Below are 15,113 nucleotides of genomic sequence, written 5' to 3'. Positions count from 1 at the left end.
TCGTTTCGCGGCGAGATATCAAACCCTCATGGTGAGGAGCCCGCCAAGGCTGGCGTCTCGAACCATGCAGGCCGAGGTCTCACGGAGTAGAGATCTAGTCGCCCCACTGCGCGAAGGCGTCGTTGAAGGCGCGCTCGCCGGGAGCGCCCTTCTCGATGGCGATGATGGCGCGGCGCTGGTTGGCGTAGACCAAGGGCACGTCGAACCAGGAGCGCTCCTTCAGCAGCTGGACGTTGCGGCTGCGGTCGGCATCGACGTTGGAGAGGCCGACCAGGAAGAAGCCGTCGGTGACCTTGACCGCGAGGCCTGCGAGCGGCGTGCCGCGTGCCTGCTCGTTCGACTTCATCAGGATGCCCGGCACGTTGGAAACGCCGCCGCCCGGAAAGTCCGGCGGCAGGACGAAGGTCAGCTCCGCGGTGTGGCTCGCCGGCAGCGAGGAGTCGGTGTTGCGGCGGAACGACATCGTCATCTTGAACTTGCGGTCGGGAATCTCGATGTCGGCGCGCACGGCGACGTCGGCCTTCTGGTTGCCCGACGCCTTGATCGGCTCGAGCCGCCACACCACCGAGCCGACATATTGCTTGCCCTTCGGATCGGATGGATCCTCGTCGTAGAGCACGACTTTCTGCGCCACCGGCGCGACCGGCTGGTCGCTGGCCGAGGGCTGGCCGACGCGATCCGGAATCTTGGGCTTGCTCTGCGGCTGAGACGAATCCTTGGGCGCCTCCACCACCTGCGTCGGCGAAGACTTCAACAGGTTGGTCGCGGTCTGGACCAGCTGCTTGCCCCACAGGATGCCGGCACCGACCAGGATCAGCACGATGCCGACGGCGATCGCGCTCTTGAACGGAAAGGCGCGGCCGGTGCGGGCGCGCTTCTTCTTGGGTTCGCGGTCGAGAACGGGGATGTGCGGACGTTGCGACGGCGGCTGCGACGGCGGCGCGTAGCGCTCAGCTTCCTCGATCGATTCGTCGTAGGAATACGGCGCGTCGGCTCCGGCGCCGCGATTCTCCAGGCTCGGCTCGAGCCGGTCGAATTCCGGCGAGGGCGAGGGCACGTTGGCGTAGGTGCGGCGCGCCGCGCGGTTGGCCTGCGCGGCGGCGCCGCCGAGCTCGTTGGCGTCCGCCGTGATGTCGCGGAAGCCGCGCACGCCCGGTGCGGGCGGCAGCGGCGGTGGCGGTCCCATGTCCGGCGGACGGCGCCCACCAGCGCGATCACGTCCGACCGGCGGAGGCTCCGGCATCGACGACGGGGCCGGCGGACCCGGCTGCCGCGGCGCGTCGAAACGCGGGGCCCGCGGCGCACGCGGGGCGTCGCCCTGGTCATCGACATTGAAGGAGGGCCGGTCAGCCCGCGGCGGCGGCGGAGCCGGACGGGTGCGCGGCGGGGCAGCCGTTTGCGGCGCGGGCGAGTTGCCCTCGGTGGCGCGGGTGCTGGCGCGGCGGAAGGCGTCGCCGCTGCCGCTGCTGCGGGCGCCGCCAGCGGGGCGCGAGGCCTCGCGGGCACGCTGGGCCGCCTCTGATTCGACCTTGCGGACGGCCTCTTCCAGCGAGAGGCGCTCGCGGGTGATCTCGGATTCCGAGAGCGGCGGCTGCACGCTGCGGAGCTGCGCGATCAGCGCCGTGCGCGCCCGCTCATAGAGCGCGCGACGGCTCTCGCCGGGAGCGTTGGGGTCCAGGGCGGCAATAGCGCGGGCGATCAGCGGGTAGTAATCAGCCATTTCTACTCAATTATACGCGCGTCCCGGTAAGAGATCGTTAAGCCTCAAACGGATTTTGTACCAGGATAGTATCCTCGCGTTCGGGGCTGGTGGAAAGCAGCGCCACCGGGCACCCCACCAATTCCTCGATCCGGCGGACATATTTGATCGCCTGGGCCGGCAGCTGGGCCCAGGACCGCGCATTGGCGGTCGGCTCCTTCCAGCCCTCGATGGTCTCGTAGATCGGCTCGACCCGGGCCTGGGCGCCTTCGCCCGCCGGGAAATGATCGATCTCCTTGCCGTCCAGCCTGTAGCCGGTGCAGACCTCGATCGAATCGAAGCCGTCGAGGATGTCGAGCTTGGTCAGCGCCAGACCGTTGATGCCGCAGGTCCGGACCGCCTGGCGAACCAGAACCGCATCGAACCAGCCGCAACGGCGGGGCCGCCCGGTATTGGTGCCGAACTCGCGGCCGCGCTCGCCGATCTTGCGGCCGGTCTCGTTGTCCTGCTCGGTCGGGAATGGGCCCTGGCCGACGCGGGTCGTATAGGCCTTGCAGAGGCCGAGCACATAGCCGACCGCGGCGGGGCCGAGGCCCGAGCCGGTCGCCGCCTGCGCCGCCACCGTGTTGGACGAGGTGACGTAAGGGTAGGTGCCGTGATCGACGTCGAGCAGGGCGCCTTGCGCGCCTTCGAACAACATGCGCTTGCCCTCGCGCCGCTTGATGTCGAGCAGCCGCCACACCGTCTCGGCATAGGGCAGGAGCTGCGGCGCGAGCGCGGTCAATTCCTTCACGATCTCCTTGCCGTCGAACTCCGGCAGGCCGAGGCCGCGGCGCAATGCGTTGTGATGCGCCAGCAGCCGGTCGATCTTGTGCGGCAGGGTGTCGAGATCGGCGAGGTCCATCAGGCGGATGGCGCGGCGGCCGACCTTATCCTCGTAGGCCGGGCCAATGCCACGGCGGGTGGTGCCGATCGCGGTCGCCGCATTGGCGGATTCGCGATGCGCGTCGAGTTCGCGGTGCAGCGGCAGGATCAGGGTGACGTTCTCGGCGACCCGCAGATTGTCCGGGCCGACCGCGACGCCCTGCGACCGCAGCTTGGTGACCTCGTCGAGGAAGGCGGCGGGATCGAACACGACGCCGTTGCCGATCACCGACAGCTTCTGCTCGCGCAGCACGCCCGAGGGCAGCAGCGCCAGCTTGTAGGTCTTGCCGTTGATCACCAGCGTGTGGCCGGCGTTATGGCCGCCCTGGAAACGGACGACGATGTCCGCCTGCTCCGACAACCAGTCGACGATCTTGCCCTTTCCTTCGTCGCCCCACTGGGCGCCGACGACGACAACATTGGCCATTCGCGGGTAATCCCTATGCAATCTGTCAGATGCGCCCAGCCCAATCACGGCCGGGGCCGCTCGAACGCGAGGCAGCCAACCGGATAAAGGATGCAGCCTCTCTAGGCAAGCAAGAACGGGACTTTTTCGAGGCCGCGAGCGCACTCCAAGCCTTTGATATCCCCTGAAAATCCAGAAACCTTCGCGGCGGGTGCAATGCTTCGACCAAAGCGTGAGAGGCTGCTTCCGCCGCTGCATGGTCGCGATGCATCCGGCCCCCGTTGATGCAACCTCGATTTCCGTGTCTTTGAACGGGGCCGGGTTTGAACCGGCCCGGGTGCCACCGGGCTGGAGGCTTGGCGCATGACGCGGGGGGCCACAACAATCCAATGTCCGCCACCGACGAGACCACCGGCGCCGCCACGTCCGGCCACAACTGGATCGCCAACCAGCCCTATCTGCTGCTCAGCATCACCGCGCTGTGCTGGGCGGGCAATGCCATCGTCGGCCGGCTCGCCGCCGGTCACATCCCGCCGGTGACGCTGTCGTTCCTGCGCTGGTTCTTCGCCTTCCTGCTGGTGCTGCCGTTCGCCTGGAAACACCTTGCGCAGGACTGGCCCGCGATCCACGGCAAGCTCGGCCTGATGGTCACGCTCTCGATCACCGGCATCGGCGCCTTCAACACGCTGCAATATTGGGCGCTGGAGCATACGCAGGCGCTCAACACTCTCCTCTTGCAATCCGCCGCGCCGCTGGTCGTGGCGCTGTGGTCGCTCGCCATCCTCGGCGTCCGCCTCACCGTAGCGCAGGCCTTCGGCGTGCTGCTGTCGATGTGCGGCGTGCTGATCATCCTGCTGCATGGCGACTTCACCACGCTGTCGAACATCGACTTCAACAAGGGCGACCTCATCTTTGTCGTCGCGCTGATCATCTTCGCGCTCTATTCGGTGCTGACCTTGAAGCGGCCGCCGATGCACGGCCTGTCGTTCCTCGCCTTCACGTTCGGCTGCGGTGCTGCCTGTCTCATTCCGCTGGAGATCTGGGAGTTGTCCGCGCGTCCCGGGATGAAGCTCGACGGGCCGAACCTCCTGACCCTCTTCTATGTCGCGGTATTCCCCTCGACGCTCGCCTATCTCTGCTTCAATCGCGGTGTCCGCCTGATCGGCGCCAACCGCGCCGCGCCGTTCTTCCATGTCGTGCCGGTGTTCGGCTCGATCATGGCAATGGCGTTTCTGGGCGAGCACCCGCAGGCGTTCCACTTCATCGGCTTCGCGCTGGTGCTGGCCGGCGTGTTCGTGGCGTCACGGAAGCAGGCGAGCTAGGCTTGGGGCCCGGTTCGATCGGCTGCGATCAAGCGTTTGTCGACGGGTTCATCCACACCATCTCCCAAACATAGCCATCGGGGTCTTCAATGTGTCGGTTGTACATGAAGCCGAGATCCTGCGCCGGATTGGGATCGGCGCGACCGCCCGCAGCCACCGCGCGCGCCAGCGTTGCATCGACGGCATCGCGGTCGTCGACCGTGAGAGCGAACATAGCCTGGCTGTGGCGCCGCGCGTCGCCGATCTCGCGGCTGGTGAATTCACGATACCGGTCGTGGGTCAGCAGCATCACGCCGATCGCGTCCGTGAACATGAGCGACGTCGAATTTGCTCCGGAGAATTGAGGATTCACCGCGCCACCCAAGGCTACGTAGAACGCTGTCGATGCGGCGAGATCGCGTACCGGCAGGTTGACCAGAATCATCTTGGACATTGCTTTTCCTTCGAAAGCGGCTGGAAGCCGCGCTATGGTCTGACATTGGGAACAGAGAGCTCTCAACACTCCTCCCTGGACTGCATTCAAATGTAGCGCGCGGCGCCCATGCAGAGCGCGGCCATGCCCAGCAGGCCGGCCGCCGCACGTTGGGCGGCGGCGATACGTGCACGGAGGTCCTCCGGCTTGCCGGTGCCGCGACGCAAGGCCGCGAGCGCACGAGGACCGATGACAGCCTGAATAGCGGCCGCGATCAGTGCACAGACAGCACCGACGGCGAGCACCTGCTCGGTCGTGCCGAAGCTGTGGGAATGAACGAGATGGCCGAGATAGCCGCCGGTCAGGATGGCAATCGTCGCCGCGCCGAGTTGTGGAAAGACCAGCTGCTCACCGGCAACTCCGCCGATGCGGGCCAGCGCAAAGCTTGATCCCGCCCAGAACACGGACGACAACACATGAAGTGACAAGGCGATCACGAGGGCAGTTTGCATGGCAAGCTCCGAACCGGCTTCTAAATTAGATATACTACATGTATAGTCAATACGTCAACAGAATGGCAAGGCGATGCCGAAGCGCAATTATGTGAGCTCCGCGCGGGCTTCCGCGGCGGCGGCGACGCGCGAGCGCATCATCGCGGCCGGCGCGCGACTCCTACGCGAGGACGCGAGCATTGCGAACTTCTCCCTCGACGTGGTCGCCAAGGCGGCCGGCGTCACGCGATTGACCGTCTACAACCAGTTCGGATCGCGGCGGGGATTGCTGGAGGCCGTGTTCGACGACATCGCGCACCAGGGCGGACTGTTCGAACTGGCCGAGGTGATGACGATGGCGGATCCGCGCGCCGCGCTCGACCGCGTCATCGAAATCTTCTGTACGTTCTGGGGGCGCGATCCCGCCATCGGCGGGCTCAACCAGGCCATCGCGACCGATCCGGAATTCGGCGAGGCGCTGATCGAGCGTAACGAGCGACGGCGCGAATTGCTGACCGCGCTGCTGTCGCGGATCGTGGGCAAGCACGCGGCAAAGCGCGCCATGCGGGACACGGTTGATTTGATCTTCGTGCTGACGAGTTATCCGACGTTTGCAGCGCTGAGCCGGCAGCGGTCGACGGAGGAGGTCTGTCGCTTGCTGCAGACGGCGTGCCACGCGGCTGTGGACGGGCTGAAGTAAGCCGGCAGCAGGCGGCGCTACTTCATCTTGAACTTGCTGTACGCTTCGCTGGTCGCAATGATGACGTGCTCGGCGCAGGCGTTGACGCGGTGCGGATCAGCCTCCGTCTCGTAGGCCTTCGAGGTCATCATGTCGATGAAAGCCGTGACGGTGGGATAATAGACCAGCGCCGCGAAATCCCAGTCGTTGCCCTGCTGCGGGCCGAGCGCGACGGCCCTGGCCTCGCCGGTCCAGAGCAGCGTGCCGCCGCGTGCCTTGATCATCGGCACTGTGACCGCACTGTAGCGCAGATAGGCGTCCCAGCCGGAACCGTCGCCGTCGCCGGAGTGCGCGTGGAAGCGCATCAGGTTCAACATCACCACCGGTGCATGCCGATCGAGCCGATCAAGGCCATCGATGTTCAACATATTAACCGCCAATGCCGCCTCCTCTGGTCATGCCTGCATTGTAGCATTGCGGTCGCATGACTTGTGTCACGACGCAAATCCGGCGCAAGCTCGTATGCAACGCCAATGACGATCGCTTCGCCCGCGCCACCGGCCTCCAATCCGGCCAGTTGGCTCAACAACCAGCCTTATCTGCTGCTCAGCCTGAGCTCGCTGTTCTGGGCCGGCAACATCGTGCTCGCGCGCCACGTCGGCGCGCATGTGCCGCCGCTGACGGTGACCACGATCCGCTGGTTCGGCGTGTTCCTGATCCTCCTGCCCTTCGCCTGGCCGCATCTGAAGCGCGACTGGCCGAATCTGCGCAAGAGCCTGCCGCTGATGCTGTTCCTGTCGCTGGTGGGCTTTGCCTTCAACAACGCGATCTCGTACTGGGCGATGCAGTACACGGAAGCGCTGAACGCGCTGCTGATCCAGTCGGCCGGACCGTTGTTCGTGGCGCTGTGGTCGCTGGTGCTGTTCGGCGTGCGGCTGACCGGTGCGCAGCTCGCCGGCATCGGGATCTCGCTTCTCGGCGTGCTGATCATCATCCTGCGCGGCGATCTCGCCGCGCTCGCGAGCATCAGCTTCAACAGGGGCGACATCATGTTCGCCTCCTCGCTGGTGGCGTTCGGGATCTACTCTGCCTTCATCCCGCGGCGGCCCAAGATCCACCAGCTCTCCTTTCTCTCCTTCACCACCTGCTGCGGCGCGACGATGCTGCTGCCGACCGCGATCTGGGAGGCCTGGAGTGGTCGCGTCCTGCAACTCGACGGGGTGACGCTAGCGACGCTGGGCTACATCCTGATCTTTCCCTCGACGCTGGCCTATCTCTTCTTCAACCGGGGCGTGGCGCTGATCGGCCCGAACCGCGCCGCGCCGTTCTTCCATCTGGTGCCGGTGTTCGGCTCGGCGATGGCGATCCTGCTGCTCGGCGAAAAGATTCAGCCCTTCCACCTGATCGGCTACCTGCTGGTGCTCGCCGGCGTCGTGATCGCCTCGCGCCAGGGTTCTGCGGTGAAGTAATTCCGCGACGCGAGACGAGGCGACAAACTCGCGCCTTCCGATTTCGACGAGGAGACGCTAGGTTCCCCGCCAACCAAAAAAGAGGGAACGACCAGACATGCTTTCAGCGTTGATCCGAAACCTGCGTGCCATCGGCACGGGCGCCCTTTGTCTCGCCGCCGCGTCCGCTGCGCAGGCCGACAATTATCCGAGCCGCAACATCACGCTGGTGCTGCCGTTCGCCGCCGGCAGCGGCACCGACACCACGACGCGGCTGATCTCGCAGCATTTGTCGCAGGCCCTCGGCGTCGGCATCGTCATCGAGAACAAGGCGGGCGCCAACGGCATGATCGCCGCCACCTATGTCGCGCGCGCCGCGCCCGACGGCTACACGCTGCTGGTGACCACCAACACCACGCATTCGGCCAATCCCTATCTGCTCAAAAGCCTGACCTACGATCCGGTCAAGGACTTCACCCCGATCGCGCGCACCGGCGACCTGCCCTTCATGCTGGTGATCCACCCGGAGGTGCCGGCCAAGACCGTCGGCGAGCTCATCGCCTACGGCAAGGCCAATCCGGGCAAGCTGAGCTACGCCTCGGGCTCGTCCTCGGCGATCGTGTCGGGGGCGACCTTTGCACACAATGCCGGGCTCGACCTCCTGCACGTGCCCTACAAGAGCTCGCCGCCGGCGCTCAACGACGTCATGGGCGGCCGCGTCTCGATGATGTTCGTGGACATCCTGACCGGCCTGCCGCATGTCCAGGGCAACGCGCTACGCGCGCTCGCCGTCACGACGAAGGACCGCTCGTCGCTGGTGCCGAACCTGCCCTCGATGCAGGAGGCCGGCGTGCCGGACTTCGACATCTCGTCGTGGCAGGGCTATTTTGGCCCCGCCGGCATGCCCAAGGAGATCGTGACGCGACTCAACGCCGAGATCCGGAAGATCGTCGAGAAGCCGGAGATCAAGGCCCAGCTCGCCACCCTCGGCATGGACGCGTTTTCGGGCACGCCCGAGCAGCTCGGCACGTTCGTGAACGAACAGCTGGTGTTGTGGGAGAAGCTGATCCGCGAGGCAGGGATCGAGAAGCAGTAGGGGCTCGCGAAAGCCGCGCGCTCGGCATTCTCCGTCATGGCCGGGCTTGTCCCGGCCATCCACGTCGATCAAAGCGTCCGGTGTCCAAGAACGTGGATGCCCGGGACAAGCCCGGGCATGACGATAGAGGAGATGGCGTCGCTTTGGTGTGGCGACCTACGCCGCGCGCACCTTGGCGAGGAAGCCGTCGACTGCGCTGCGCAGCGCGCCGGACTGGCTGTCGAGCTCGCGAGCGTTGGTGAGCACGTCGCTTGCCGCCGTGCCGGTCGCTTCCGCGGCCGAGGTGACGCTGCCGATATTGGCGTTGATCTCGTTCGATCCGGCCGCGACCGACTGAATGTTGCGGGCGATCTCGCGGGTCGCCTCGCCTTGCTGCTCGATCGACGCGGAAATGCCCGCGGTGATCTCGCTCATCTCGGCGATGGTCTGAGTGATGCCGCCGATGGCGGCGACCGCATCGCTGGTCGATGTCTGCATCGCCGCGACCTGGGCGGAGATTTCCTCGGTGGCCTTGGCGGTCTGGTTGGCCAGCGCCTTGACTTCGGAAGCGACGACGGCGAAGCCGCGGCCGGATTCACCGGCACGCGCCGCTTCGATGGTGGCGTTGAGGGCGAGCAGATTGGTCTGTGCCGCGATCGAGTGGATCAGCTTGACCACCTCGCCGGTCTTCTCGGCGCCGGTGGAGAGTTCCTGCACCGTGGCATTGGTGCGCTCGGCGTCGTTGACAGCGCGGCTCGCCACTTCGGTCGAGCGGGTGACCTGGCGCGAGATCTCCGCAACCGAGCTCGACAGCTCTTCGGCAGCCGCGGCAACCGTGCCGACATTGCCCGACGCTCTCTGCGAGGCCGCGCCGACCGTCGCCGCACGCGACGAGGCGTCGCCGGCGGTCGCGGTCATCGATTGCGCAGTGGCTTGCATGCCCGTCGCAGCCGAGGAGACCGAGCGGACGATACCATTGACGCTGCGTTCGAAGTCGCTGGCGATGCCCTCCATCACGCTGCGACGTTCCGCCGCTGCGCGATCCTTGGCATCGGCTTCGCTCTTCTCGATGTCGCGGATGCGGACAGCGTTGTCCTTGACGATCTGGACGGTCGACGCCATTGCGCCGACCTCGTCACCACGGCCGACGCCCGGAATGTCGCCGTCGAGCTTGCCCTCGGCGAGATCCTTCATGCGGGCTCCGAGCAGGGCGAGCGGGCGGCTGATGCTGCGACCGATCAGCCAGGCAACGCTGCCGGCGACGATGACGATACCGAGCATGGCCAAGCCGAGCAGCCAGTAGACCGGACCCATCTTGGCGTCGATATCATCGAGATAGGCGCCGGTGCCGAGATACATGTCGAAGCCGGGGACCGCGACCGCGTAGCCGAGCTTGCGGATCGGCTTCTCCTGGCCGGGCTTCACATATTCATAATACAGCAGGATCGAACCATTGGCCTTGACCCCGTCCATCAACTCGGCAGACAGCTTGCGGCCGTTGGTCACGACATCCATGCGGTTGCTGCCGATCTGCTTCGGATCGGGCGCGAGCTGGGTGATGCCGTCATAGGACGTGCCGAACAAATAGCCCGCACCGTTGTCATACGTCATTGCATTGCCGTAGCGACGAATCTCGGCCATCGCCGCATCCTTCGTCAGCTCGCCGGCGTCGACCCGCTTCTTGAGGGCAGCGGCGTAGTTGCGCCCCATCTCCACGATCGCCTTGGCCTGATCGATGCGCGCGTTCACCATCTCCTGCTTCATCAGGTATCCGGCGAGGATCCCGGAAATGCACAGTCCGAACAAGGTGACGCCGACGAGGATGCCGAGCTTGGGGCGATCTTCATATTGCTTAATTTCACGGGATGCTCCGGCAACACAGGGATAAGGACGCGCGAGTGAATCGATCGAAATCAAATTAACCTTTAGGGGGTGACCCCTTAGCAAGCTGTTACGGGGCGCCCCGTAGAAGCCCGGAGAAGACGTCGAACCAGTCGTATAAATCGCCTCAATGACAACCGGGAATTGTACGCGACCTCCTCGATTTCGCGTAATAGACGCAAAGGCCCGCGCAAAGCATGGGTCACAACAAGAAACCAAATCGGGAGCAGGACATGCCGAGATACAGGGTGGTGACGCCGAAGGGCGCGAGCTTCACGGTCGCGAGCAGCGATTATTCCTACGAGCGCGAGGCGCTCGATCCGATCGACGCCGAGATCGTCGAGGCGCCGGCCGACGAGGCCGGGTTCATCGCCGCCGCGAAGACAGCGGACGCCATCTACGCCAAGGGCATCCCGATCACCAAGACCATCATCGACGCGCTGGAGAGCTGCAAGGTCATCACGCTGGGCTCGGTCGGCGTCGACAGCGTCGACATCAAGGCCGCGACCGCGCGCGGCATTCCCGTCACCAACATCCCCGACACCTTCATCGAGGAGGTCGCCGACCATGCCATGATGCTGCTGCTCGCTGGCTTCCGCCGGCTGGTCGAGCAGGACCGGATGGTGCGTAGCGGCCGCTGGGCCGAGGGCCGGCCGGCGTTGTCGAAGATACCGCGGCTGATGGGCCAGACGCTCGGCTTCATCTCGTTCGGCCGCGTGGCGCGTGCGGTTGCGAAACGCGCAGCTCCCTTCGGCCTGCGGATGATGGCCTACGATCCCTTCATCCAGGAAACGCTGATGTCCGACCACGGCGTGATTCCGGCGACGCTGAACGAGGTGTTGTCGCAATCCGACTTCGTCTCGATGCACGCCCCCGCCCGGCCCGAGGTGCATCACATGCTCACCGAGAAGCACTTCCGGCAGATGAAGAAGGGGTCCGTCTTCATCAACACGGGTCGCGGCGCCACCGTGGACGAGGAAAGCCTGATCAAGGCGCTTCAGGAGGGCTGGATCGCCCATGCCGCCCTCGACGTGCTGGAGAAGGAGCCGCCCTCGCACAACAATCCGCTGCTCGGCATGGACAATGTCACCCTGACCGCCCACGTCGCCTCCGCCTCGGCACGGTTTGACGAGGCGCGCAAGCGCCGGGTGGGCTACGAATTGTCACTGGTGCTTCAGGGCATGTGGCCGGTAAGCTGCGTCAATCCGTCGGTGCTGCAAGACACCGCGCTCCGCCGCTGGCAGCCTGTCAGCATGGACCGCGGCCCGAACAGCTAGACGGGACGGCCGCGAAGGCGCGCCGGCAACCGGAAAGACCCTTCACCGGCGATCAACGCCGGGAAGGGAAACATATAGGGAGGAACCGATGAGGAACGACATCACGCGTCGTGATGCCTTGGCGCTGGGCCTGTCCGCTGCGGCAATCGCGGCAACCGGTGCTCCGGCAAATGCGCAATCCGCGATCAAGGCCGCGGACGTCCCCACACCGAAACTGCCGATCGAGAAAGGCGCATCCCTGCGCATGCTGCGACCGGTACGTTTCGTCCAGGCCGACGAGGACGTGTTCCGCGCCAATGCGGCCAAATTCACCAAGGAGACCGGGGTCGAGGTCAAGGTCGACTTCGTCGGCTGGGAGGACATCAACCAGCAGACCGCGGTGACCGCGAATTCCGGTGCCGGCCCCGATATTATCATCGGCTTCTCCGATGCGCCGCACATCTATATCGACAAGCTGATCGAGCTGACCGACGTCGCCGACTATGTCGGCAAGCGGTACGGCGGCTGGCTGCCGCTGGCGCAGCGCTACGGCAAGAAGAACAAGAGCGACGCCTGGATCGGACTGCCGTTCGGCGCGACCGCGGGTCCGCTGATCTACCGCAAGTCGATCCTGCGATCGGTCGGCTTCGACAAGGTGCCGGAAGACCATGCCGGAATCCTCGATCTCTGCCAGAAGCTTCAGAAGGCCGGCAAGCCGGCCGGCTTGGCGCTCGGCAACGCCAAGGGCGACGGCAACGGTTTTGCGAACTGGGCGCTGTGGTCGCACAACGCGGCGCTGCTCGACGAAGAGGGGAACGTCGTCATCAACAGCAAGGAGACGATCGCCGCACTGAACTGGGTCAAACAGCTCTATCCGACCTTCATCGCCGGCACGACGTCATGGAACGACGTCAGCAACAACCGCGCCTACGCCGCGCAGGAGATCTCGCTGACCGCCAACGGCGTCTCGCTGTATTTTTCACTGAAGAACGATCCGGCGACCAAGGCGATCGCCGACGACAGCGAACATCAACTGCTGCCGAAGGGTGTCGCCAAGGTCTCGCCGATGGCGGGCCTGACGCTAAACGCCATGCTGTTCAAGCACAGCCAGTACCCCAACGCCGCAAAGGCCTTCCTGCAATACATGCTGGAAAAGGACCAGTACGAGCCGTGGCTCAACGCCAATTCCGGCTACTGGGCCCAGCCGCTCGCGGCTTACGCGGAGGCCAAGGTCTGGAGCGAAGATCCCAAGATCAAGATCTTCAAGGACACCATGAACACCATCTACTATGACGGCTATGCTGGCCCGATCTCGACCGCGACCGGTGCCGTCAGCGCCGACTACGTGCTGATTCAGATGTTCGCATCCGTCGCGACCGGCGCTGCCACGCCGGAAGCCGCAGCCGCGGAAGCCGAGCAGCGCTGCAAGCGGTACTTCCGGCGGCAGAAGTAGCGCTGGCCAAAAGCGCGTCATCGCGAGCGAAGCGAAGCAATCCAGCCTGTCTTCCCAGTTACAGCCTGGATTGCTTCGTCGCCCCAGTGCAAAATTGCTTCGCAATTTTGTTACGGGCTCCTCGCAGTGACGGGCCTGGTGACTTTCAGAGACGGGACAACAAACCGATGTCCGTGACCACACTCTCTTCTCCTGCCCTCGTGCACCGGCAACCCTCCTGGCTGGTGCGCCTGTTCGACTACAAGCCGTTCCTGATCGTGATGTGCCTCGCACCTGCGATCGGGCTGCTCACGGTGTTCCTGACCTATCCGCTCGGCCTCGGCATCTGGCTCGCCTTCACCGACACGACGATCGGCAGAAAAGGCGTCTTCGTCGGCTTCGAGAATTTCCAGTATCTGCTCACCGATTCCCTGTGGTGGAACGCGGTGTTCTACAGCGTGGTCTACACGGGGATCGCGACCTTTGGAAAGTTCGCGCTCGGCTTCTGGCTCGCACTGCTGCTCAACAACCATTTTCCGTTCAAGAGCCTGTTGCGTGCGATCATCCTGATGCCCTGGATCGTGCCGACGGTGCTCTCGGCGCTGGCGTTCTGGTGGATCTACGATCCGCAGTTCTCGATCATCTCCTACCTTCTGGTCGACGTGCTGCACTGGCGCACCACCAATATCGACTTCCTCGGCTCGCCCTGGCCGGCGCGCTTCTCGCTGATCGCCGCCAATATCTGGCGCGGCATTCCCTTCGTCGCGATCTCGCTGCTGGCGGGCCTGCAGACCATTTCGCCCTCGCTCTACGAAGCCGCGATGCTCGATGGCGCCAGCGCCTGGCAGCGGTTCCGCTACATCACCTTCCCGATGATGATGCCGATCCTCGCGATCGTCATGACCTTCTCGATCATCTTCACCTTCACCGATTTCCAGCTGGTCTACGCCATCACCCGGGGCGGCCCCGGCAACTCAACCCATTTGCTGGCAACGCTGGCCTTCCAGCGCGGCATTGCGGGCGGCGAGCTCGGCGAGGGCGCGGCGATTGCGGTGTCGATGATCCCGTTCCTCGTGTTCGCAACGCTGTTCTCTTATTTCGGCCTGGCGCGCCGCAAATGGCAGCAGGGAGAGAGCAATGACTGATACCGCCGCCGAGCCGGCCGCCGTCGCCACCACGCCGCCGGACACCATGGCCTGGGATTCCGGGCTGCGGCGGCTGATGATGATCTATCTGCCGCTCGGCTGCTTCGTGCTGATCCTCCTATTTCCGTTCTACTGGATGACGATCACGTCTTTCAAGCCGAACGCAGAGCTGATGAACTACAAGGAGCACAACCCTTTCTGGATCTCCTCGCCGACGCTGGCCCACATCAAGCACCTGTTGTTCGACACCGCCTATCCGCGCTGGCTGTGGACGACGATGCTGGTCGCGGTCGGGGCGACTACGCTGTCGCTGATCGCGAGCACGCTGGCCGCCTATGCGATCGAGCGCCTGCGCTTCCGCGGCAGTCCCTATGTCGGCCTCGGCATTTACATGGCCTATCTCGTGCCGCCGTCGATCCTGTTCATTCCGCTCGCGACCGTGGTCGTGCAGTTCGGCCTGTTCGACAGCCCGCTTGCGTTGATCCTGGTCTACCCGACCTTCCTGGTGCCGTTCTGCACCTGGCTCCTGATCGGCTATTTCAAGTCGATCCCCTACGAGCTCGAGGAATGCGCGCTGGTGGACGGTGCCACCAGGCTCCAGATCCTGCGGCGGATCACGCTGCCGCTGGCGGTGCCCGGCCTGATCTCGGCCGGCATCTTCTCCTTCACGCTGTCCTGGAACGAGTTCATCTACGCGCTCGCCTTTATCCAGAGCGGCGCCAACAAGACGGTGCCGGTCGCGATCCTGACCGAGCTCGTCACCGGCGACGTCTATCAGTGGGGCGCGCTGATGGCGGGCTCGCTGCTCGGCTCGCTGCCGGTTGCGATCTTCTACTCGCTGTTCGTCGATTACTACGTGTCGTCGCTGACGGGCGCGGTCAAGGAGTAGCTGTCGGCTGCGGCGTTTGGCCCGGTTTCACAAAACTGCAATGCGCGGTCCGCA

At 65.0% G+C, this 15,113-nt stretch carries 14 protein-coding genes; 8 read left to right on the top strand and 6 right to left on the bottom strand.

From position 1 onward, the window contains the following. Positions 1-94 precede the first annotated feature (94 nt). The gene (locus IVB54_RS07350; protein WP_018453856.1) at positions 95-1,720 is read right to left on the bottom strand and encodes a hypothetical protein; all 1,626 of its coding nucleotides are present in this window, start codon (positions 1,718-1,720) and stop codon (positions 95-97) included. A gap of 37 nt (positions 1,721-1,757) precedes the next feature. After that, positions 1,758-3,050 carry an adenylosuccinate synthase gene (locus IVB54_RS07345; protein ID WP_018453855.1) on the bottom strand — a complete coding sequence of 431 codons (1,293 nt, stop codon included), beginning with the start codon at positions 3,048-3,050 and terminating at the stop codon, positions 1,758-1,760. A 368-nt stretch (positions 3,051-3,418) separates the two neighbouring features. Here IVB54_RS07345 and IVB54_RS07340 point away from each other — a divergent pair, with 368 nt between their 5' ends. Further along, a complete protein-coding gene (locus IVB54_RS07340; RefSeq protein WP_247777117.1) occupies positions 3,419-4,351 on the top strand; it encodes a DMT family transporter in 933 nt (310 codons plus the stop codon). Between the two features lie 28 nt (positions 4,352-4,379). On the opposite strand, the gene IVB54_RS07335 is transcribed toward IVB54_RS07340, so the two are convergent. Both IVB54_RS07335 and IVB54_RS07330 read right to left on the bottom strand, forming a co-directional pair. Next, positions 4,380-4,784: a VOC family protein gene (locus IVB54_RS07335; protein WP_018453853.1), complete on the bottom strand. Its 405-nt coding sequence runs from the start codon at positions 4,782-4,784 to the stop codon at positions 4,380-4,382. Positions 4,785-4,870: 86 nt separating this feature from the next. Continuing rightward, positions 4,871-5,275: a hypothetical protein gene (locus IVB54_RS07330; protein WP_018453852.1), complete on the bottom strand. Its 405-nt coding sequence runs from the start codon at positions 5,273-5,275 to the stop codon at positions 4,871-4,873. A gap of 73 nt (positions 5,276-5,348) precedes the next feature. Here IVB54_RS07330 and IVB54_RS07325 point away from each other — a divergent pair, with 73 nt between their 5' ends. Further along, the gene (locus tag IVB54_RS07325) at positions 5,349-5,954 is read left to right on the top strand and encodes a TetR/AcrR family transcriptional regulator (RefSeq protein ID WP_018453851.1); all 606 of its coding nucleotides are present in this window, start codon (positions 5,349-5,351) and stop codon (positions 5,952-5,954) included. 17 nt (positions 5,955-5,971) lie between these two features. Here the strand turns inward: IVB54_RS07325 and IVB54_RS07320 are convergent, their stop codons facing one another. Further along, positions 5,972-6,361: a hypothetical protein gene (locus tag IVB54_RS07320; protein ID WP_018453850.1), complete on the bottom strand. Its 390-nt coding sequence runs from the start codon at positions 6,359-6,361 to the stop codon at positions 5,972-5,974. Positions 6,362-6,466: 105 nt separating this feature from the next. Between IVB54_RS07320 and IVB54_RS07315 the strand changes: the two genes are divergently transcribed. Both IVB54_RS07315 and IVB54_RS07310 read left to right on the top strand, forming a co-directional pair. Further along, positions 6,467-7,402 (top strand): DMT family transporter, encoded by a 936-nt coding sequence (locus IVB54_RS07315; protein WP_007614154.1) that lies wholly within the window; start codon positions 6,467-6,469, stop codon positions 7,400-7,402. 97 nt (positions 7,403-7,499) lie between these two features. Next, the gene (locus tag IVB54_RS07310) at positions 7,500-8,477 is read left to right on the top strand and encodes a tripartite tricarboxylate transporter substrate binding protein (RefSeq protein WP_018453849.1); all 978 of its coding nucleotides are present in this window, start codon (positions 7,500-7,502) and stop codon (positions 8,475-8,477) included. Between the two features lie 156 nt (positions 8,478-8,633). On the opposite strand, the gene IVB54_RS07305 is transcribed toward IVB54_RS07310, so the two are convergent. Then, the gene (locus IVB54_RS07305) at positions 8,634-10,220 is read right to left on the bottom strand and encodes a methyl-accepting chemotaxis protein (protein ID WP_247777116.1); all 1,587 of its coding nucleotides are present in this window, start codon (positions 10,218-10,220) and stop codon (positions 8,634-8,636) included. A gap of 350 nt (positions 10,221-10,570) precedes the next feature. Between IVB54_RS07305 and IVB54_RS07300 the strand changes: the two genes are divergently transcribed. The 4 genes from IVB54_RS07300 to IVB54_RS07285 all read left to right on the top strand — a co-directional run bounded on the left by IVB54_RS07300 (position 10,571) and on the right by IVB54_RS07285 (position 15,059). Next, positions 10,571-11,614, top strand: coding sequence for a C-terminal binding protein (locus tag IVB54_RS07300; RefSeq protein WP_026232607.1), 1,044 nt, complete (start codon positions 10,571-10,573; stop codon positions 11,612-11,614). A gap of 88 nt (positions 11,615-11,702) precedes the next feature. Further along, positions 11,703-13,046 carry an extracellular solute-binding protein gene (locus IVB54_RS07295; protein ID WP_018453846.1) on the top strand — a complete coding sequence of 448 codons (1,344 nt, stop codon included), beginning with the start codon at positions 11,703-11,705 and terminating at the stop codon, positions 13,044-13,046. A gap of 167 nt (positions 13,047-13,213) precedes the next feature. Continuing rightward, entirely contained in the window at positions 13,214-14,170 is a 957-nt protein-coding gene (locus tag IVB54_RS07290) for a sugar ABC transporter permease (RefSeq protein ID WP_018453845.1), read from the top strand. Next, on the top strand, positions 14,163-15,059 hold the full coding sequence (locus tag IVB54_RS07285; RefSeq protein WP_018453844.1) for a carbohydrate ABC transporter permease: 897 nt from the start codon (positions 14,163-14,165) through the stop codon (positions 15,057-15,059). Before IVB54_RS07290 ends, IVB54_RS07285 begins: the two co-directional genes overlap by 8 nt. Positions 15,060-15,113 lie beyond the last annotated feature (54 nt).

It is taken from the genome of Bradyrhizobium sp. CW1, from assembly GCF_023100665.1.
In the GTDB taxonomy this organism is placed as follows: Bacteria; Pseudomonadota; Alphaproteobacteria; order Rhizobiales; family Xanthobacteraceae; genus Bradyrhizobium; species Bradyrhizobium canariense_D.
The sequence above is the reverse complement of the archived record's forward strand: the minus strand, read 5'-3'. Positions and strand labels throughout refer to the sequence as shown.